The 20,595-nt window shown below is 37.7% G+C and carries 14 protein-coding genes; 11 read left to right on the plus strand and 3 right to left on the minus strand.

Going from position 1 to position 20,595, the window contains the following annotated elements:
• Positions 1-3 precede the first annotated feature (3 nt).
• Positions 4-1,485: an amino acid permease gene (locus AAAT26_RS09175; protein WP_004698078.1), complete on the plus strand. Its 1,482-nt coding sequence runs from the start codon at positions 4-6 to the stop codon at positions 1,483-1,485.
• Between the two features lie 203 nt (positions 1,486-1,688).
• The gene (locus tag AAAT26_RS09180) at positions 1,689-2,006 is read left to right on the plus strand and encodes a YbjQ family protein (protein ID WP_349209118.1); all 318 of its coding nucleotides are present in this window, start codon (positions 1,689-1,691) and stop codon (positions 2,004-2,006) included.
• A gap of 208 nt (positions 2,007-2,214) precedes the next feature.
• Here the strand turns inward: AAAT26_RS09180 and AAAT26_RS09185 are convergent, their stop codons facing one another.
• The 3 genes from AAAT26_RS09185 to AAAT26_RS09195 all read right to left on the minus strand — a co-directional run bounded on the left by AAAT26_RS09185 (position 2,215) and on the right by AAAT26_RS09195 (position 8,131).
• Positions 2,215-5,277: an efflux RND transporter permease subunit gene (locus AAAT26_RS09185; protein WP_349209119.1), complete on the minus strand. Its 3,063-nt coding sequence runs from the start codon at positions 5,275-5,277 to the stop codon at positions 2,215-2,217.
• A complete protein-coding gene (locus AAAT26_RS09190; protein ID WP_287517426.1) occupies positions 5,274-6,338 on the minus strand; it encodes an efflux RND transporter periplasmic adaptor subunit in 1,065 nt (354 codons plus the stop codon). Before AAAT26_RS09190 ends, AAAT26_RS09185 begins: the two co-directional genes overlap by 4 nt.
• A 437-nt stretch (positions 6,339-6,775) precedes the next feature.
• A complete protein-coding gene (locus tag AAAT26_RS09195) occupies positions 6,776-8,131 on the minus strand; it encodes a hemolysin family protein (RefSeq protein ID WP_077707876.1) in 1,356 nt (451 codons plus the stop codon).
• Between the two features lie 254 nt (positions 8,132-8,385).
• Between AAAT26_RS09195 and AAAT26_RS09200 the strand changes: the two genes are divergently transcribed.
• The 9 genes from AAAT26_RS09200 to AAAT26_RS09240 all read left to right on the plus strand — a co-directional run bounded on the left by AAAT26_RS09200 (position 8,386) and on the right by AAAT26_RS09240 (position 20,590).
• A complete protein-coding gene (locus AAAT26_RS09200) occupies positions 8,386-8,985 on the plus strand; it encodes a class I SAM-dependent methyltransferase (protein ID WP_302132371.1) in 600 nt (199 codons plus the stop codon).
• 348 nt (positions 8,986-9,333) lie between these two features.
• The gene (locus AAAT26_RS09205) at positions 9,334-10,521 is read left to right on the plus strand and encodes a transcriptional regulator (protein ID WP_287517422.1); all 1,188 of its coding nucleotides are present in this window, start codon (positions 9,334-9,336) and stop codon (positions 10,519-10,521) included.
• A gap of 334 nt (positions 10,522-10,855) precedes the next feature.
• On the plus strand, positions 10,856-12,889 hold the full coding sequence (locus AAAT26_RS09210) for an LTA synthase family protein (protein WP_349209120.1): 2,034 nt from the start codon (positions 10,856-10,858) through the stop codon (positions 12,887-12,889).
• Positions 12,890-12,933: 44 nt separating this feature from the next.
• Complete coding sequence (locus tag AAAT26_RS09215) at positions 12,934-14,595, plus strand: PIG-L family deacetylase (protein ID WP_227037178.1); 1,662 nt, start codon at positions 12,934-12,936, stop codon at positions 14,593-14,595.
• 13 nt (positions 14,596-14,608) lie between these two features.
• Complete coding sequence (locus tag AAAT26_RS09220; protein ID WP_058948356.1) at positions 14,609-15,604, plus strand: glycosyltransferase family 2 protein; 996 nt, start codon at positions 14,609-14,611, stop codon at positions 15,602-15,604.
• 58 nt (positions 15,605-15,662) lie between these two features.
• Entirely contained in the window at positions 15,663-16,418 is a 756-nt protein-coding gene (locus AAAT26_RS09225; RefSeq protein WP_058948357.1) for a glycosyltransferase family 2 protein, read from the plus strand.
• Between the two features lie 66 nt (positions 16,419-16,484).
• Complete coding sequence (locus AAAT26_RS09230) at positions 16,485-18,509, plus strand: LTA synthase family protein (protein ID WP_058948358.1); 2,025 nt, start codon at positions 16,485-16,487, stop codon at positions 18,507-18,509.
• Between the two features lie 70 nt (positions 18,510-18,579).
• Positions 18,580-19,644 (plus strand): glycosyltransferase family 4 protein, encoded by a 1,065-nt coding sequence (locus AAAT26_RS09235; protein WP_004692926.1) that lies wholly within the window; start codon positions 18,580-18,582, stop codon positions 19,642-19,644.
• Positions 19,645-19,648: 4 nt separating this feature from the next.
• Positions 19,649-20,590: a VirK/YbjX family protein gene (locus tag AAAT26_RS09240; RefSeq protein WP_058948360.1), complete on the plus strand. Its 942-nt coding sequence runs from the start codon at positions 19,649-19,651 to the stop codon at positions 20,588-20,590.
• The last annotated feature ends 5 nt before the right edge of the window (positions 20,591-20,595 follow it).

Consider the following 20,595-nt stretch of genomic DNA (forward strand, 5'->3'; position numbering starts at 1 on the left):
CCCATGTCTGAAAATCATAATAGTAACGTAGAGTTTACGTCTAACAAAGATCAACACCTAAAACGGTCCCTAAAAGCTCGTCATATGAATATGATTGCTTTAGGTGGTGCTATCGGTACAGGTTTATTCGTTGCTGGTGGTGAAGTGGTAAGTACAGCTGGCCCTGGTGGTGCTCTTGTAGCTTACGGTCTTATTGGTATCATGGTTTATTTCCTCATGACATCTCTTGGGGAAATGGCTACGTACTTGCCAATTCCAGGTTCCTTCGGGACTTATGCAAAACGCTATGTAGACCCTGCCTTTGGTTTTGCCTTGGGTTGGAACTACTGGTTTAACTGGGCTATTACCTTGGCTGCTGAAGTATTAGCAGGGGCGCTCATCATGAAATATTGGTTCCCTGATGTACCTGCTATCGTATGGTCTGCTCTGTTCTTGCTCATTTTATTTGGCTTGAACTATTTATCTACTCGTTCCTTTGGTGAAAGTGAATATGTGTTCTCTAGCATCAAAGTTATTACAGTATTCGTATTTCTATTCTGTGGCTTTATGCTCATCTTTGGTATCGGTGGTACATCTCCAGGATTTGCAAACTGGACTGTAGGAGAGGCTCCATTTGTAGGTGGCTGGGAATCTATTCTTGCTATCTTTATGGTGGCAGGATTCTCCTTCCAAGGTACTGAATTGATCGGTGTAGCCGCTGGTGAAGCGGAAGACCCTGAAAAGAATGTGCCAAAAGCGATTAATACAATCTTCTGGCGTATTCTATTATTCTATATCGGTGCTTTCACGGTTATCGGTTTCTTGATTCCGTACACAGATCCAAATCTGTTGAACTCTAGTGTAGAGAACGTATCTATTTCTCCATTTACACTCGTATTTGACCGCTTTGGTTTTGCCTTTGCTGCTAGCTTTATCAATGCTATCATCTTAACGGCTGTATTGAGTGCTGGTAACTCTGGTCTGTACTCTTCTACGCGTATGCTGTACGCACTCGCTAAGGAAGGTCAAGCACCTCAAATTTTTGCTAAGTTAAATAAACGTGGCGTTCCAGTACCTGCGTTAATCTTAACGACAGCAATCGGTTTATTTGCATTCCTAACAAGCTTTATCGGTGAAGGTACAGCCTATACATGGATTGTTAATATTTCTGGTCTATGCGGTTTCATCGCTTGGGTTGGTATCGCCGTATCTCACTATCGTTTCCGCCGTGCGTTCATCGCACAAGGCAGAGATCTTAGCGAATTGCCATACAAAGCGTGGTTATTCCCAGTTGGCCCAATCTTGGCGTTCATTCTTTGCGTCATCATCATCTGTGGTCAAAACTACTCCGCTTTCACAGGTGATACCATCGACTGGTACGGCGTATCCGTTGCCTACATTGGCTTACCAATCTTCTTCGCAGTGTACCTTGGTTACAAATACATCAACAAAACTAAAGTTGTGCCGTTGAAAGAAGTTAACTTAGACCGCGATTTTGATAGATAAAAATATAAAATTAGACCTGTTCATTATGAAAGTAGTGAACAGGTCTTTTTTTGATGTATAATATGTAAATTTTTGATATATAGTATGTAATTTTTGGAGATATACTATGTAATTGTTTTATGTGAAAGCTATATTTGTTTTTATCTAAAAGTCTTGTTATAATAAATTAAAATATATTGTAATCAATTAGAAAGGATACAATTATGATTATTACTACAACTATGTATATTGAAAATAAACCTGTACAAGAGTACAAAGGTATTGTATTTGGTGAAGTCGTAGAAGGCCGTAACTTTGTAAAAGATTTCATGTCTGGTATTCGCGATATCGTTGGTGGTCGTAGTGGCAGCTATGAAGATTCTTTGATGAATGCGCGCAAAGCAGCTCTCGACGAAATGTCTCAACGAGCTTCTAAAATGGGTGCTAATGCTATTATCGGTGTATCCTTCCAATACAGCACAGTAGGTGCACAAAATGGTATGCTTATGATTACATGCAATGGTACAGCCGTTGTAGTTTAATAAATAATAGACTAAGTCAGATATAATTATTAATATAATCCTAAGGGAAATAAGTAAGTCGTAATGTATTATTGTGACTAAAAAAGCAGCAGGGGAAAGCCCTGCTGTTTTTTATATGATATTTATTAAAAACCCCCTATAAAAGTTTATAATACTTTTTATAGGGGGTTTTTGTATTGTGTTTTACCTTATCTTGCCTTATGGTATCCTATTTTACCTTATACCAGCTTGCATACATGACTGGTAATACGATGAGTGTTAGAACCGTTGCCACTAGTAAGCCGCCGCTGAAGGCGATGGCCAATGGGCTCCAGAATACAGATCCCATGAGCGGAATCATGCCTAAAATCGCTGCGATAGCGGTGAGCATGATAGGGCGGAAACGAAGTGTAGCGGAGTTGATAATCGCTTCACGAGGTTCTTGTCCTTCTGCCTTGTGGATTTCGATTTGGTCTAATAAGATAATGGAGTTACGGATGATCATACCCGAGAGGGCGATAATCCCTAGAATAGCCATAAAGCCTAACGGCGTTCTCGTAATATTGAGTGCTAATACAACACCGATTAACCCCAATGGAGCAGTGAGTAGAGCCATTACCATGAGGGCGATACGCTTTAATTGGAACATGAGGATTGTCATGATTACAAAGAGCATAATTGGCATTGGTGTTAATAGCTTTTGAACGGCTGTTTCGCTCTTTTCAGCGGCGCCGTCTAGGTCAATAGAATAGCCTGTAGGCAAGGAATCGCGAATGTCTTGTAAGGATTTGTAAACCTCTTTCGTTTTCGCATTACCCAAAACACCTGCTTTTACATTGGCATGCACACTAATGGTTGGCATCATATTGCGATGCCAAATAATACCATCCTCTTGTGTCATGGTAATGGTTGCAATTTGGCTAAGTGGTACATAGGAGCCATTTCCTGTTTGAATTGGCAAGGATGAAAGAGCACTTAAGTTATGTTGCTCGTTGTCACCTAAACGGAAGGTAACAGGAATGGTTTGGTTCCCTTCATAGTATTCACCAGATTTAGTACCAGACAATAGACTTTGCAAGTGCAAGGATACAGCATAGCTATCGATGCCGAGTAAACGTGCCTTGTTTGGATCGATGTGAATATTGGCTACAGGCTCTGTATCTGGCCAGTCAAAGGCGATATTTTGTAAGTCTTTATCGTTTTGCATTTTAGCTTTTACTTGATTTGCAATTTCTTTTACCACCTTTTGATCAGGGCCAGCAACGCGAAGCATGACTGGAAATTTGGATGGTGGACCGATTTGTAAGAATTGCGTATTTACAAGGGCCGATGGGAATTGCTCGTTTAAATAAGGAGTCAATTCAGCATAAAGTTTATCGCGATCCTCTAAGGATTTTGTGACAATCACATATTGCAAGAAGTTGTTCCGTTGCAATTCCGGTTCCAAGGTGAGGACGAAACGTGGAGAACCTTGTCCGATGTAAGATGTAAAGGTTGAAATATGTTCGTTACCTTGTAAATGTTTGTCGATGATCTTCGCTTGATTTGCGGTGTACTCGATGGATGAACTTTGAGGGAATTGCATAGATACGATGATTTCATTACGCGTTGATGATGGGAAAAATTCCTGTTTAATCAATGGTAGTGAAAGTAGGGATAACACAAAGGCACCTAAGGTGATGAGTAATACGACCTTATGATGGCCTAAGGCCCAATGTAACAGTTTTTCAAACTTATCATAGAATGTAACACTGAGCTTGTGCATGATACGGTTTCGTTTGGTCCATTCTGATTCAGGTTTTGGAGCCTTATTTTCGATGATTTTATAACCTAGAACAGGGCTGACGAGAACAGAGGCGAACCAAGATAGGATGAGCGCCATAAATACAACGATGGATAGAGATTTTGTAAACTCTGCAACCATGCCTTGTGCTAATGCTAATGGTAAGAAGCCAGCGCAGGTAATGAGCGTACCCGATAGCATAGGGAATGCTGTAGATTGATAAGCAAAGGTTGCAGATCTAAAGTGTCCCCAACCTTCTTCGAGCTTAACGCTCATCATTTCTACAACGATGATGGCATCGTCTACGAGGAGGCCTAGAGCCAGTATTAATGCACCTAGACTAACCTTGTGCAGATAAATGCCACTTTCATACATCAAAATGAATGTGGTAGACACAACGACTGGAATAGTGAGGGCTACTACAACACCGGTTCGCAAGCCAAGGGATGCAAAGCTTACGAGCAATACGATGGCGATGGCTTCAAATAAGGATTGAGAGAAGTCCCCAATAGATTCCTTAACAATATGTGGCTGGTTAGATACTTGATCGAGTTCAAGTCCTGCAGGGATGGTTTTCTTCAATTCTGCTAGCTTTTTATCGATAGCTTCGCCGAATTCGATATTATTGCCCCCTGCATCCATGGAGATAGCGATGCCAATGGCTGGCTTACCTTTGTAATAGAACTGTGGATCGCTAGGGTCTTGGTAGGTCATGGTTACATCAGCCATGTCACCGAGGCGCAACGTTTGGTTATTGATGCGGATTGGCATATCTCGCACCGCTTGAGGGCTATCGAATAGACCGTTGACGCGAAGATATACATTGTTTGTATCCGTTGTAATCACACCAGCTGGAACCATCATACTTTGCTGTTTAAGCGCTGTTAACAGCTGTTGTGTACTGACTTTATAGGATGCGAGTTTATCCTTGTTTATGGTTACATTGAGGGTTTGCTGTTGAACCCCAATGAGGCTGATTTTTTTAACATTAGGAACAGATAAAAGCTGACGCTTTAAGTCTTCTGCTTGTTGACGCTTTTCTTCATAAGAAAATTCATCACCACTAATGGCATAGATAATGCCATATACATCGTCGAACCTGTCGTTGATGGTCGGTCCTTGAACGCCTGCAGGCAATGATTTCCATTCGTCGTTGATCATATTCCGCGCTTCTTCCCAAGCGGGACGAATCTTATCGGATGGCAAATCCTCTCTTAGATTGATATAAATAACGGATTTGCTGCCATCTGTGAAAGATTTTGTATAATCTACACCAGGAAGGTCGCGTAGTTTTTCTTCGAGTTTATCCGTTACCTGATTCGACATTTCTTGTGGAGAAGACCCCGGCCAAGCAACACCGACCACCATGGTGCGCATCGTAAAATCAGGATCTTCCATGCGTCCCATATGGGTAAATGAGAAAATACCGAAGGTGAGGAGCACAGCCATGAAGTAGTAGATAATGGACTTGTGTTTAAGAGCCCATTCGGCTAAGTTAAATTGTTTCATTGACTAACCGCCGTCCCTTCTTGTAATTGTTGGGTGCCTGCGGTGATGACAATGTCGCCCTTAGCTAAACCAGATGTGACGATGACGGAGTTCTTACCGAATTCACCAGTCTTGATAGGCACGAGATGAGCCTTCTTATCGCGGATGATATAGACCGCATTATTACCGTTAGAGTCTTTCACAAGAGCTGTCAATGGGATAGAAATATTGGTACTATCTGTGGTAGATAGATTAGCATTGACCGTCATGCCTAGTTGTACCTCTTTAGGCGCATTTTGTAAGGTAATTTTTACGGTATACGTTCTGGCTACAGGGTCAGGAACTGGTGAAATTTCACGTACTACACCTTGCACGGTTACATTAGGTAGAGCCCAGAAGGTAATAGTAGCAGGGCTTCCTACATGAATTTTACTCAATTCTTGTTCAGGAAGGGCAATGACTGCTTCTGGGTCGTGACCGGCCGCTAAGGTACCAACGCTTTGACCGGCTGCTACGACTTGTCCTGCTTCAATATTGAAAGCTGTAATAATACCTGTATCAGGGGCCGTTAAATTAGTATAGCTATTTTGATTGCTGCTCAAATTAAGGCTTGCCTGTGCTTGTTGTAATTGAGCAGATGTGGCATTCAATTGGTTTTCAGCCTGGTCTAATTGCAATTTACTAATTGCTTGTTGTGCATAGAGTTCGCGGTATCGTTTAGCATTGGTTTCTGCCAATTCGTAGGCCGATTGAGCAGCTTTTACAGCACCTTCAGCATTTTGCAACTGAGCTGATGTATCTGAACTATTGATTTGAGCAATGACTTGGCCTGCTTGCACTACATCACCAACATTTACAAATTTGTTGATGACACGCCCTCCAATTTGAAAGGCTAAGTTTGTTTCTGTTTTATTATGAATGGTGCCTGCATAGCCAGCATCAGTAGTTCCAGACTCTTCACCTATAGTGATGGTACGCACCTTGAGACTTGTATCTTCAGGGGGCTTTTCTGATCCACAACCACTTATGATGGCGGTCCCTATTAATAGGGCTCCTATGGTTGCTATGATTCGTTGATTCATAGAATCTCTCCTTTTACTACCGCATATAAGCCCTATGACACAGAACTACACATAGGTAGTAATCATAGGACTCTATATGTATATTAGAAAACTCTAATTTCTAATTATATATTTTATAGAAAAAAATAATTATATATTTTATACAATTTAATAATACTATATTTATATTGAAAGTTCTAGCCTTTATGCAGAAAATAAAAGAATTATATACTTAATTTATATAATTGATGATATATTTTAATGATAATTTTTAAAAGTAATCTATATTTTGCTAGTATTTGCTAGTATATGTATTATTTATATTATGAATACAAAAATGTAGTAAAAAAGTGAGTCCTCTATCGATTGAGCTGTATCCAAAAATATGTCCAATTTTTGGGGTACAGTTCATAGTAAGAGAACTCACTTCTTTAGATTTTGTCTATATTATTTGAGCTTTATTTTTCTTCTTCTTGTTCTACAATAGGTTCTTCATAGGTTACAAGGATTTTATCGATACGAGTATGATCCATATCGATGACTTCAAAGGTATAGCCGTTCCATTTTGCCTTGTCTAATTCTTTTGGAATACGACCGAAGAGGACGTTTAAGAGGCCGCCCATAGTTTTGTACAAGTCGTCTTCTTCGCCTGGCAATTCTTGATCGATGTGAAAGAATTCTTTAAATTCATCTACATTGAGAAGGCCATCTACGAGCCATGCTCCATCGCGTTCGATGATCTTGTTTTCTTCTTCCTTGATTTCTTCCTCACCGGAAGGCATAAGGCCTACGATTTCCTCCATGATGTCATGCAAGGTGACAAGTCCAGTAAAACCACCATATTCGTCGAGGATAATTGCTTCATGAACGCCTTCTGTACGTAGAACGTTCAATAATTTCATGAGTGAAATGGATTCAGGAACGAGAACAGGTTCTTTCAAACAAGCTTTGATGATATCGTGAATGGAACTTTCACTAGGACGTTGCATAATTTGAACTAATACATCGGATACGGTAACGAGACCCTTTAATTCATCTAAGGAATCGGTACCTACAGGAATGCGGTAATGGTTGGCATTCTTGAGGACCTCCATGATCTCGTCTTCCGTGCCATTAAGATCAATCCATTTGAGCTGTGTACGAGGAGTCATGATGTCACCTGCGTTCATATCTGCAAGATGGAAGATATTTTCTACGAGGATAGGTTCTTCCTCTTCGTAAGCACCCATGGCAACGCCTTCGGTAAGCATTTTATTAATTTCAGATTCTGTAACAGGCGCTTCTTCTTTTACAGTAACGCCTAGCATTTTTAAGAGGAATTCTGTGGAAACGCCGAGGAAGCTAACGATTGGTTTTAACGCCACAGATAGCCAGTAAATTGGTTTTGCTACTACAACGGCAATGCTTTCAGGGCTATTTAAGGCCAAGCGTTTAGGCACGAGTTCGCCGATAACGAGGGATAAATAGGTAATGATGGCAACGATAATGAAAGAGCTTATAGAAGCTGCGTATGGTTCGATGCTTGGAATATTTGCTACTAATATATCTTCTAAAGGTCCAGAGAAGGTGGCACCAGAATACAAACCAGTTAAAATACCTACGAGGGTGATGCCGATTTGAATGGTAGAGAACATTTCATTTGGGTTCTCCGATAATTCAAAGGCTGTTTTCGCGCGTTCATTGCCTGATTCTGCTAACTCTTCAAGTTTACGTTTTTTTGCATTTACAATGGCTAACTCCGTCATGGAGAATAAACCATTTGCGATGATTAATACGATGATAATGATAAAATCTAAGGTCAGATCACTGTCCATGTAAGTAGATACTCCTTTTTAATGACATATAATTCTACACATGAGAATAATAGAAATATTACTCCTAGTATACCATATCGACATTAATAAGTGATTCATATAATAAAAGCACCCGATATGGATGCTTTTGTTATATACTATAGGTGTTACTGGACTAGTAAATAGTACCCTAATAAGGGTATAGTATGTATAGAAATTAAGATTAGTATCAGTATTAGGTCATATAATTTGGGCCTCATAATAGGATTATATAGATGGCAACAGAGCAAGAGTGGGAAAGTGTATTACAAATTAAAACCTCTGGTCGGGATGATAGTCGTTCCGATACGGAGCATCATCCGTACGAGCCGACGGATTATTGCGTGCTGGAGCGTTTAGCAAATAGTGGTCATATTCGCAAGAAAAATACGCTCATCGATTATGGCAGTGGCAAGGGCCGAGTGAGTATTTTCATGGCTTACCAAACGGGCTGCTATTCTATAGGCATCGAATACGATGAACGGCTCTATGAAAAGGCTTTAATTAATGGTGAAAGCCCTGCTGCTCGTAATCGTGTAAGCTTTGTACTAGGTGATGCGGCGCTGTATGAATTGCCAAATCAGGTTGATCGATGTTTTTTCTTTAATCCCTTTGCACTCCATACGATTAAGCGGGTATTAGGAAATATTTTTGATTCGCTATATCATAATCCTCGGGAGATTAAGTTATTTTTCTACTATGTTAATGACGAGGTGGAGAACTTTTTAAATAACCATGTTCGCTTGGAACAAGAGGAACCTATTGATTGTAGTGACCTCTTTGAGGCCAGCGATGCAAAGGAACGAATTCTCGTCTATTCAGTTAACTTGTTTTAGTGCAGTTTAGTGCAGTAATTTAAGACTTTTATAATGAAATAATTTAAGGCCTTTAAAGACCTTTATGTAACAATTAGATATGTTTTGATGTAACAGTTAATTAAATAACCTCGATTTGAATAGTGTTTTAGTAGTATGAAATGCATACTATTAGGGACGTATTTAAATTGAGGTTTTATTCTATTTTTAAGGAACTTTTACACATATTATTAAGGAAAAAGCAGATAAATTCTGCTATAATAATATATTAGAGATTATAAAATTAATTCATTTTTATGATTCTATACATTGATTCGTATACGCTAATGTAGCGGGTAGGACTGAGTGTATTGAATACAGGAGGTGCATATGGAACTCATCGATACAATGTTGATTGAACGCATTCGTAAAGCGTTAATTAAACGATATGACCGAGATCAACAGATTCAACAAATGATTGAAGAAATTGGTACAGAGGAAGGCCTTAATGAGTCCGAATTGGCTATCGTTTACCAAGCTTATTTAGAGGTAAAGGAACGGGTGTATTATACATCTTCTCTCGTTGATTTGTGGAATCAAATTGAAGATGTTCAAAAACGTATGGTCTTATTGCATTCTTACGAATCTTTAGAAGAAGATTTATTTGGCGATGTGCTAGGTGACGATAAGGAAGATATCGTCATTTCTAATACATCTGGAGTTGGTAAGGGTGTTAGTCACAGTGATGATGCATATGCTATGGAACAGATACAATTATCTGACGTTCCTGTGCATCATGATTCTACGGTGGGTATGAATCATATTAAATTGAATGAATTAAAATCTATAGGTGGTCTCTTTACTGGTTTTGGTGAAAGCTCTGGTAAGGAAATGGCAGATTTTGAAGATACTGCGATTGAGCAGCTTGATGTAAAACCATTAGAAGGCGTTGAAAGCTTAGCAATTCATCATTTAGATGAAAATGAAGAGTTAAATGTAGATGGTCTTGATGAATTTTCGAAAGATAAGAAATCAGAGGAAGCTAAAGTGGATGATGAGGATATATCGTCTATCGATCCATACACGGCGGTGAATGCTTTGTTATTTGGTAAAGCCGGTTTAGAATCTGATAAAACAAATAAGAAGATGGAAAAGCTTCTTAAAAAGAAATTAAAACGCGTTGACGATGAATGGGCGTGTATCAACGGTTCTGAGGACAAGAAATCTAAGGACGATAAAAAATCCAAGGAAGACAAAAAAGTTAAAGAGGATAAGAAATCTAAAGAAGACAAAAAGTCCAAGGAAGAGAAAAAATCTAAGAAAGATAAGAAGTTTAAAGAAGATAAGAAAGATAAGAAAGATAAAAAACACAAGAAGCATAAAGAAGATAAGCTTTATAAAGCCGAAGAAAAGTTAAAGAAAAAGAAAGATAAGGCTGAAAAGAAGCTTAAAATCTTAAACGATAAGTTAAAAACAGTCTTCTTAGCGGATACTTTTAAGAAAAAAGATAAGAAGAAAGACAAGAAAAAGGATCAAAAATTCAAAAAAGATGAATCCGCAAAAAAGCAGAATCGATAGTTTCCGTATGGAATAGTAAGGTCTCTGAAAAGATGACCAAGGAGAGTGCTATTGCGAAAAAATCAGCAGGTGCTGAGACTATCGACCGTGGATGCGGTAAATGCAAACGATGTAAAGGTCCTAAATGTAAGAAATATCCAAGATAATTGATAGTTATGTAATTATTAGAATATTACGTAATATATTACGTAGGATATATATAGCATATATATGTAGTTTATAAATTTTATTACTCATTTAGGCAGTATAGTTATGTAGTTTTGTTACGTTTGTAACAATATAGTTGGATTAGTGATTTAACAATTTGGTTATACGATTCAACAGTTAGGGGTTAATGATGAACCGATGGCAGCGATTATTTGAAGGCATACGAACAGAGATTAAGGTATTTATCTTTTTCTCTGTTTTGTTGACTGCATTTAGAATCGTGTTTCTTGCAGTATTTCAATCACAACTGGCTTCCGTGACGATGGAGAATATCCTTACGTCCTTATGGTTAGGATTTAGATTGAGTCTCAAGACCGTCGGTTCTTTGTGTTTACTGGGCTTTTTAGGGGGTACGTTGGTGCATACCTTTGTACCCAAATGGCCGTCATTGCGCATTAAACAGGTCCTCTATTCCATTGCGACTGTACTGTTGACATTCCTATTTCTGGGACGCATTCCGTTCTATAAAATCTTCAACTCCTCTTATAATGCGATGCTCATCAATGGCAAAAACGATGATATCGGCGCCATTGTAAATACAGCAATCAATGAATATAATGCCCTCATGTACATCATTGGGGCCGTTGTATTGAGCGCAGCTCTCTGCTGGTTCCTAGTTCGTTTTTTAGCGTGGAATACGAAGAAATATAGTGACTACGCTGATGATCTAAGGAATGGTGATGATGCTGATGATTTAAAAAATATTGATTCTGCAGATAATCAACGACTTTGTACTACTTGGTATCCTAAGACGAAGAAAACACAATGGATGACGGGCATTGCATTGACAGTCGCTATTGGCGTACTAGGTCTATTCTTTAGATTTGGCGGTGCTTTCAGCTATACGAACTCCATCAACTGGGAAAGTGCGGCTCGCCTCAGCTCCAATCTGTTGAATGAAAATATCCTCGACGATGTGCAGGCTCTCTATCGTGTTAAAAGCATTGCTAAACGGACGGCTGAGCTTGAGGTTATTAACTTAACGCCTCAAGAGCTAAATGAAAAAATCACTGCCGTTGGTGGTAAGTTTAACGGTACAAATTTTGACGGTTCTTTCACGAGAATCATTACGACACAACGATTAGCGGATCAACCGCACTCCATAAACCTCGTTCTTGGAGAATCCTATGGCTTGTGGCCGTTCCTCGCTGAATATAACGAGCCTGGTGCGTACCTCGTTGAGCAAGGTCGTAAATACGCTGCTAGTCCTCAAGCGATGAGCACGCAACTAGCCCTTGCGCAAGGCACGGGCACGATGCCAGCCATCAATGGTTTGTTGACAGGGATGCCCGATACAGGGCTATATCCTAACTATGAAGGTGAAAGTTTCAAAGAGCCCTATGGTTTAGGCATTGGTTCTGTTATGAAAAAGCTAGGCTACAAGACTGTATTCTGGTATGGTGGCTTTAGCACATGGCAAAATGTTAAAAACTTTGTTTTATCTCAAGGTTTCGATGAATTCCACGATGCCTCTGAAATGCCAAGCGAAGACGGCAATGCTTGGGGCGTAGGCGATAAAGACTTGTTTAAAGCTATTTCTGCCTACATGGATCAGCATAGAGGGGAAAAAATCCTCAATGTGATTATGACAACCTCTAATCATCCGCCGTATAGCATCAATGTGGCCAAGGAAGGCTTTGATGCGAGCAAGGTGAAAGGTCATGTACCTGATTCTATTTCCGATGATGAAAAGCAATTGAATGAAATGGGTCATATTTGGTACGCAGACCACGTGATGGGGAACTTTATTGCTAATGAAGAAAAAGCAGATCCGTCTGCGCTCTTCGTCATCACTGGTGATCATAGTGAACGCTTTAACTTTGCTCGTGAAGTAGGGCCTAATGTGGCATCTACGATTCCGATTATCTTCTATGGTCGAGGTATTCATAAAGATTGGCTTGCTCCTAATGCGTTCGGCATGAGTATTCAAATCATTCCAACCTTGGCGGAATTGGTAGGCCGTCCAGGTCAAACCTATGAAGCCATGGTGCCTAGTTTGTTTACACAAGAGGAATTTGTCTTTAACCATAGATTATACCTAGATAAAAACGGAAAAGTCCTAGAACAAAGTGCGAGCATGCCTCAATCCTATGGGGATATGATTAAAAACATGCGAGAACTAGCGGCATGGCGTATTAAACATGGGGATGTTATACAGTAATTGTAAATAATATATAGAATTAGTAATTGGGAGTTTTTCTATTTATGAATACATCTAGTTTTTCTTATGAAAAATTCTTTCATGGTCATTCAGTTATGTTTATTGTTCCTCACGAAGATGATGAGATTAATATGGCTGGTGCCACTATATATGGGGCGATACAAGAAGGGCTAGAGGTATATGTAGTTTTTCTTACAAATGGTGATTATGAATATACTTTTGATGTGCGATGTAATGAGACATATCAAATGGCTAAAGAAATTGGATTACCTCAAGAGAATATTATTTTCTTAGGATTTGGCGATTTTATTGGTCATGAAATCATTTATAATAAATCGGCAATTATTACGAGTCATGCTAATCATAATCAAACATATGGAGCTGATTTTGCTAGTTTAGTAATGTCTAAGCCCAAACCATATTCTTGGAATGGTATTGTAGAATCTGTGATTGATGCAATTTTACATTTTAAACCAGATACAATTATAGCAACGGATTATGATACTCATGTAGACCATAGATTATGTACATTTACAGTTGAAAGTGCAATGGAATGGATTATAAAATATACTGAGTTTAGACCTCAACTTTTAAAAGGCTTTGCTTATGCTACAGGCTATGAAACGATAGATGATTATTATAATAATCACCTATTATCTACTGTAATAAATAAAAAAGCATTACCAACTGATGAATTTAGTACAGGGAATCCAACTTTATCTTGGATACATCGTCTAAGAATTTCGGTTCCTCAAGCATGTCGAGAAAAGAAATTAATACAAAATCCTATTTTTAAGGCTATGGCGTCTCATGTGAGTCAACAAGGGTATAAACGTGGTTCTCGACTTATTAATGGCGATCAAGTATTTTGGAAAAGAAGAACCGATAATATAGCTTTACATGCAGATATAACAGTTTCATCTGGGAATGCTAACTATCTCAATGACTTTTTACGTTTTAACACTGTAGATGTCAAATCTAATGTATATGATGCAAATAACTATATGTGGATGCCATCAGTAGATGATACAGAACGTAAGGTTCATATTTCTTTTACAAAAATTACTCAGATACAGGTAATTCAGTTATTTGGTAGTGTACATAAGTCTCATGAATTATGCTCTATTCGTATTGAAACTAGTGCTGGTAAACATGTGCAACTAGATGAAATTATTCATATAGGGCAGGGTATATCTTATATTTTTGATAAACCATTATTCTTAGAGTGGATTGATATATATATTGATAAACAATGTTTGGGGTTATCTGAAATAGAATTGTATAGTGCTATTAATGATAAGTATGATTATTGTCATATATTAGCAGATAATCATTTTATGTATAATTGGGTGGTGTATCCAGGTGAAAAAATCCCTATGATTACGTCTTATATTGAAGGCATTAGAAAAGATATGCTTACATATAGAGAATCAGAACAAAAAAATACATATAGATGGCTTATCAATGATAAATATATCGATGAATCTGTATTACAGATTTTGATTGAACGGGAGTTAACAACTAAGCCATTACAATTGCGGCTAGAGTCTATTGATGGTTCTGTATTTTGTGAAGGCACTATTCGTAAAGGTACCTTTAAAGATTGGTTTGCTTTGAAGTGTAATCAATTACAAGATAAATTAGATTATTTACAAGTAAAATCAAAATATAAAAAGGGATATAAAGCGGAAAAAGCTTATAAATAAGAGGGAGTTAATTATGGAAAATCAATATAGACCTTTAGTATCTATAGTTATTCCTGTGTACAAAGCAGAAGAATATATTGGTAAGTGTATCGAAAGTTTACAAAATCAAACATATAGTAATTTACAAATCATATTGATTGAAGATAGTTCACCAGATAATAGTGGACAAATTTGTGATGACTATGCAGCAAAAGATGATAGAATTACTGTTATTCATCATGAGCGTAATATGGGTGTTAGTAAGACGCGAAATGATGGACTTGCTATCGTAAAAGGGGAATACATTGCCTTTGTAGATGGTGATGATTACGTAGCACCGACTATGATAGAAGATTGCTTATCAACAATTAATGAGAAACAAGTAGATGTAGTTGTTTTTGATATCGCTGTTGTAGAAAATGGCAAGATAAGTCCACGACATATGGATGAACGTTATTTCATAGATATTAAAAGTGCATACACAGCATTGATTGAGGATAAAATTCCAAATTATTTATGTAATAAATTTTTTAAAGCAAATGCGTGGAAAGAAATTCGATTAAAAGAAAATACAGATTTTGAGGACCTTATGATTATGCCGTTGGTCTTTAAAAATCTTTCATCTGTATATTATTTACAAAAATCCCTTTACTTTTATAATTGTGATAATGAAAATTCGATTACAAGTAATTGGAGTGCAAAGAGCAAATATGGGTTATTTTGTTCATATTTATATCGTCAACCATTAGCTGAGGAACTAGGTATGACAGACTTTGTGCGATACTGTCGTCATAGAGCTATTCGCAGTGCTGTTGGGGGAATTGGTTTTAACTTAGCAAAACCAGAATTACAAGAAAAACAGATAGAGCATATGCTAGAGTATTTAAAACAAGAGGAACGGTCTTCTGATATGCCTTCCATTGGTTCCAAATATCAAGTGTTATTATACGGTGCACTCCATGCTCCATTTATCTCAAAACTGTATGGTCATATGATGTTTGGATTAGAACGAATCAAGAAATCTTTATAATTGAATAAGTAATTAATTTTATATCCGGATTGAAATTATATGAATATTGAGGCAACTTATGTCAACAATTACGGCTATTATCTTAGCCCGCAATGAAGAACAACATATTGTAGATTGTATTAAGAGTATTCAATTTGCTGATGAAATTTTAGTTATCGATGATGGTAGTACAGATCAAACCGTATCACTTGCTACTGAACTGGGTGCAAAGGTTATACCGCATCCTTTAAATGGAGATTGGTCACAACAACGACGCTTTGGTATTTCACAAGCCCAGAGTGAATGGATTCTATTTGTCGACTCTGATGAGCGCGTATCACAAGAGTTAGCAAAGTCTATTCAACGAGCTATCCAAGGTGAACCGAAGGCTTATTGGTTACATAGATATAATCTATTCCATCATAATCAGGCAACTCATGGTGTGGTAAGACCTGATAAGGTGTTACGATTGATGCCTCGAGAGGGAGCAACTGTAGAAGGTGCTGTTCATGAAGTTTTTATCAGTCCCTATCCACAAGCTACATTAGAGGGAAAATTATATCACTATACGTATGATAACTGGCATCAATTCTTTGAGAAGTTTAATAAGTATACGACAGCAGCAGCTAACAAATACAAGGCACAAGGGAAGTCTTGTAGTTTTTTAGGGGATATTTTATTGCGTCCAACATGGGCATTTTTTAAGATATATATTTTGCAAGGTGGCATATTAGATGGAAAAATAGGCTTTCTATTATCTATTTACCATATGATGTACACCATGACGAAATATGTGAAATTATATTATTTAAATAAATCTAATGGGCAATTATAATAAGTGATTTAGTATAGTAAATTGCTATGGGGAAGTATTGTTCTTGATGTAGATATGGAAGCATAAATGAGTGAACAATTTTTTCTATCCCTACAACAAAATATAAAACTAATGCTTTGGGCCCCTATATTGAGTACCATCTTTCGAATCATATTCATGATTGTGTATAATCCTTACCCCACATGGAAGGGACGCTGGAAATCTGTATTGGGTTCATTGCGTTACGGCTTCTGGTGGGGCATGGATTTTGATGCTTATGTATTCTTACTACCCTTAGTATTGGTGACGCTCCCTGCATTATTATTTGATAGGTATCATCAAATAGAAGATGCTGTACGATTGGTAGGATTAACCATTTATTCCTGCGTATTATATGCAGCCTTTGCAGGAAAAATGATTTTCTACAAGCATTTCCATGATACGTACAACTATATGGTTCATTATGGAAATCATGCAGAAAAACATAATTTAATTGATGTATTCTTTAATCAAGATCGAGGAATGCTTGTCATCTTAGGATTAATTCCTATTACATTTATATCCTGGTACATAGGAAATTTCTTTTTATCATTGCCATCTATACCATATCCAACTATTGAAGGAACTTGGCCTACTATAGTTTGGAATATAGGGCTTGTGGCTATCTCTGTTTTGGGATTTTATTGGTTCCGCTATGGTGGAACATTATCTCATGATGATAAACCTGAGTGGGATACGATTCCTACAGTGATAAAAGAGGATATATTCTTTGCTCGTGCAACGGTGCCAGATCTATGTGCCATAGAAACAGTGCTAAAACATCCACTTCGTGATGAATATACGGCATCTGCTGAGGACATTGATGACGCGATTCACCGTATTGTTCCTAAGGAATATAAAGATTCTTGGCAGGATTTGAATACACCACTTCATGCATTCAAGCGCGTTGCATCAGGTCCTCGTATTGATAAACCACAGCATATTTTCTTTATTGTTGGTGAAAGTATCCCTCAGTGGTCTCTTGATGAACCTTACAAGGATCTCAATATATGCCCTGGCTTATGGGATTTTAAAGATAATCCTCATACGGCGCAAGTACCTAATTTCTTGCCTGCTGGTAATGTGTCTCGCCCATCCATTGTGAGTCTGTTATCCGGTGTTTATGATGCGGGTATGGAAATCAATGAACGGGAAGCCTTCTGGCATGAACCATTGCCGACTTCTTTGGCATCTCAAATGAAGAATTTAGGCTATGATACGATTTACTGGTATGGTGGCAATGCATCGTACGGCAACTTTAATCACTTTGGTAAGGCGCAAGGCTTTGATCAAGTGGAAAGCGCTTCTGTTTTTTGCGGCCCCGATGCACCTAAGACTTGGGTAGGCGTTTATGACCATGTATTTTTAGAACATATCGAAGAGGAAATCAAATCCTTAGAACATCCTACATTCCATTTTATTTATACTACATCCAATCATGGTCCTTATAAAATGGAGGATTCCTTATTAGATTATGATCCTAAACAGGTCATGCCAAACCTTGGAGATGATTTAAAATCCAATAAGAAACGCAATAAGGAATTGGCTACTTATCGCTATAGTGATAAGGCTATTTTTAACTTTATTAATGCTATGAAAAAGGCCTTTCCAGATAGTTTATTCGTTGTCACTGGTGACCACTCTAATCTATTTGGCTTTTTGAATAATACATCCTTAATTCAACGAGACTATACCTTGCGCGACACATTCTGTACCGTAGGATTGTTGCAACATCCTGCTTTCACTAAAGACACGATTACAGCGCCAATTGGCACGCATATGAGTCTCATGCCTACCATTATTGAAGCTATTGCACCAAAGGGTTTTGAATATTACTCCATCGTACCGTCCTTGTTTGATGAACAGCCAGATACATTAGTTACACCGTATCAATGGATTACGCCTCATATGATGGGCGATGTTCGTATGGATTATGGTGAAAGCAATATACCATCCTATAAACCGGTTGAGCCAATTCGTCCTATTAATAATCATGGGAATGATGCTCGTGATTGGACATTATTGACTATGTGGTTCATTAATCATGAAAAGATATTGTTTTCTAAAAAATAGATGAAAAATAATTTCATATATGATTAACTATATATAGTTAACTACAGTATATATTTGAAGGAGGGTATCTATGTCGATACTGAACGTAGTAGGCGCCAAAGTTTGGGGCGGCGGAGAGCAATACGTATATGATATGTGCGATGAACTACATAGACGGCAGATACCTTCTTTTGTTTTGATTGATGTTTCAAATCATGAATTGCAAGAAAGATTTGAGCAAGTAGCAGAGGTTTTAACAGCTAATCTTTATTCCTATAAAGGATTTACTTCTCTTTTATCTATTGTAAAACATATAAAAGAGAAGGGAATCACAGTTATTCAATGTCACTCAGGAAAATATATTTTATTATGCTTGGCTTTAAAGCGTTTAACGGGTGCTAAACTCATTTTTTATAAGCATAATGTAATAAAAGCTAAAACAGATATGTACCATCAGTGGATTCAATCACAGGTAGATGCTTTTATATGTGTGTCTAAAAAGGTTTACGATGCACAAGTCATTCCAAACATAATTGATAAATACCATCTTGTTTACAATGGCGTTAATACACGTCGTTTTTCTGATGTTTCTGATGATAATATTCCAAATAAGCCATTTATCGTTGGTTATGCAGGTCGAATCATTGAAAATAAAGGAATCTTTGATCTTTTAGATGCGGTTAGAGTGATTCATAATAAAATTGATGAGGTTCGTTTAGTTATATGTGGAGACGGTAAGTCTGCTGATATCGAACAAATGAATCAGTATATCAAGCAGCATCAGATGGAAGAATATGTGCAGTACATGGGCTTTCAAAAGGATATGAATCGATGGTATCGATCTATTCATTGTTTAGTAGCACCCTCTAAGGTGCAGGAAGCTTTTGGTCTCGTATTATGTGAAGCTATGTATTGCAAGGTGCCCGTTATAACAAGTACATCAGGGGCGCAAGCAGAGATTATTGAGAATGGAAAATCTGGTATTCTCATAGATACGGTTAATAGTGAATCTATTATAGAGGCTATTCAAGGCTTAATGGAGAATGATGGAGTTCGAAAATCTATAATTGAACATGGATATACACGTGTGAAGTCTACTTTTACCATCGACAAGATGGTGGATTCCATAGATAAGATAGTTTGTAATTTGAGGTGATAAGGTGTTACAGTATATACAAAATCAATGGAGGAAAGGCCGAAAAATATATGGCAAACGTAGTTGGAGGGAGACACGACGTACTTTCCTTCATACAATGCGCTCTATCCGCAATAAACGAGAAATAGAGGACTTAGAGAATTATTTTGCAAGCTACACACCTGATTCAGTACTATTAGACCGTCAAGTTGGTTTATATGAGTTAATGACAAGATATTTTTTGTTTAAAAATTCGACACCACAGGAACGATTAGAGGCTATTATTAATCATTTTGATTATTTGAAAGCTGTATTTACAGATGAAGCAATTCGTGAAATGTACTCTGTAGATCCAGATAATATTTATGATGACGTAAGTCGTATGAAGCGTGGTTTTATCATATGGGAATCGGAAGAGCTTGATATGGTGGCCCGTTTATATTATGGACCTGGGCAACGAAAAGAAGGTTTTTTGACATTGTTACTAACATTGGGCAAACAAGGTGTATATCATGCTAACTTCCGTTTTGGGAAAGGCTTTAATGGGGAGCCTGCCATGTGGATAGGCACTGTTCAAGGTTATAAAGATGGTCTTGATAATGCTAAAACAGTTACTAAGAAAATGTTTGGTTATCGACCAAAAAACTTTATTATGTTCCTCTTGCGTCATATAGCAGTCATTTGTAAGGTAGAATCTATCTATGCTGTATCTGATGAAGGTTTCTATGCTAATACACACTTAGTTCGCGGTCATCGTGCTAAAGTTGCAGAGCTAGATTCATTATGGGAGGAATCTGGTGGTGTAGTATGCAGCGATGAACGGTTTTTCAAAATTCCATTGGAGGAATACCGAAAACCAATCGAGGAAATTAAGTCACAAAAACGTAGTCAATATCGTAAACGCTATGATTTACTCGATCAATATGAGCAAGAAATTCAAGACCATATGAAACATTTAATAAAATAAGTATA

Origin of the sequence: Veillonella parvula, assembly GCF_040094895.1 — a bacterium.
GTDB lineage: Bacteria > Bacillota > Negativicutes > Veillonellales > Veillonellaceae > Veillonella > Veillonella parvula_L.

Coding starts and splice junctions, on each gene's coding strand:
- AAAT26_RS09175 (WP_004698078.1), top strand. CDS start 4: ATGTCTGAAAATCATAATAGTAACGTAGAGTTTACGTCTAACAAAGAT.
- AAAT26_RS09180 (WP_349209118.1), top strand. CDS start 1,689: ATGATTATTACTACAACTATGTATATTGAAAATAAACCTGTACAAGAG.
- AAAT26_RS09185 (WP_349209119.1), bottom strand. CDS start 5,277: ATGAAACAATTTAACTTAGCCGAATGGGCTCTTAAACACAAGTCCATT.
- AAAT26_RS09190 (WP_287517426.1), bottom strand. CDS start 6,338: ATGAATCAACGAATCATAGCAACCATAGGAGCCCTATTAATAGGGACC.
- AAAT26_RS09195 (WP_077707876.1), bottom strand. CDS start 8,131: ATGGACAGTGATCTGACCTTAGATTTTATCATTATCATCGTATTAATC.
- AAAT26_RS09200 (WP_302132371.1), top strand. CDS start 8,386: ATGGCAACAGAGCAAGAGTGGGAAAGTGTATTACAAATTAAAACCTCT.
- AAAT26_RS09205 (WP_287517422.1), top strand. CDS start 9,334: ATGGAACTCATCGATACAATGTTGATTGAACGCATTCGTAAAGCGTTA.
- AAAT26_RS09210 (WP_349209120.1), top strand. CDS start 10,856: ATGATGAACCGATGGCAGCGATTATTTGAAGGCATACGAACAGAGATT.
- AAAT26_RS09215 (WP_227037178.1), top strand. CDS start 12,934: ATGAATACATCTAGTTTTTCTTATGAAAAATTCTTTCATGGTCATTCA.
- AAAT26_RS09220 (WP_058948356.1), top strand. CDS start 14,609: ATGGAAAATCAATATAGACCTTTAGTATCTATAGTTATTCCTGTGTAC.
- AAAT26_RS09225 (WP_058948357.1), top strand. CDS start 15,663: ATGTCAACAATTACGGCTATTATCTTAGCCCGCAATGAAGAACAACAT.
- AAAT26_RS09230 (WP_058948358.1), top strand. CDS start 16,485: ATGAGTGAACAATTTTTTCTATCCCTACAACAAAATATAAAACTAATG.
- AAAT26_RS09235 (WP_004692926.1), top strand. CDS start 18,580: ATGTCGATACTGAACGTAGTAGGCGCCAAAGTTTGGGGCGGCGGAGAG.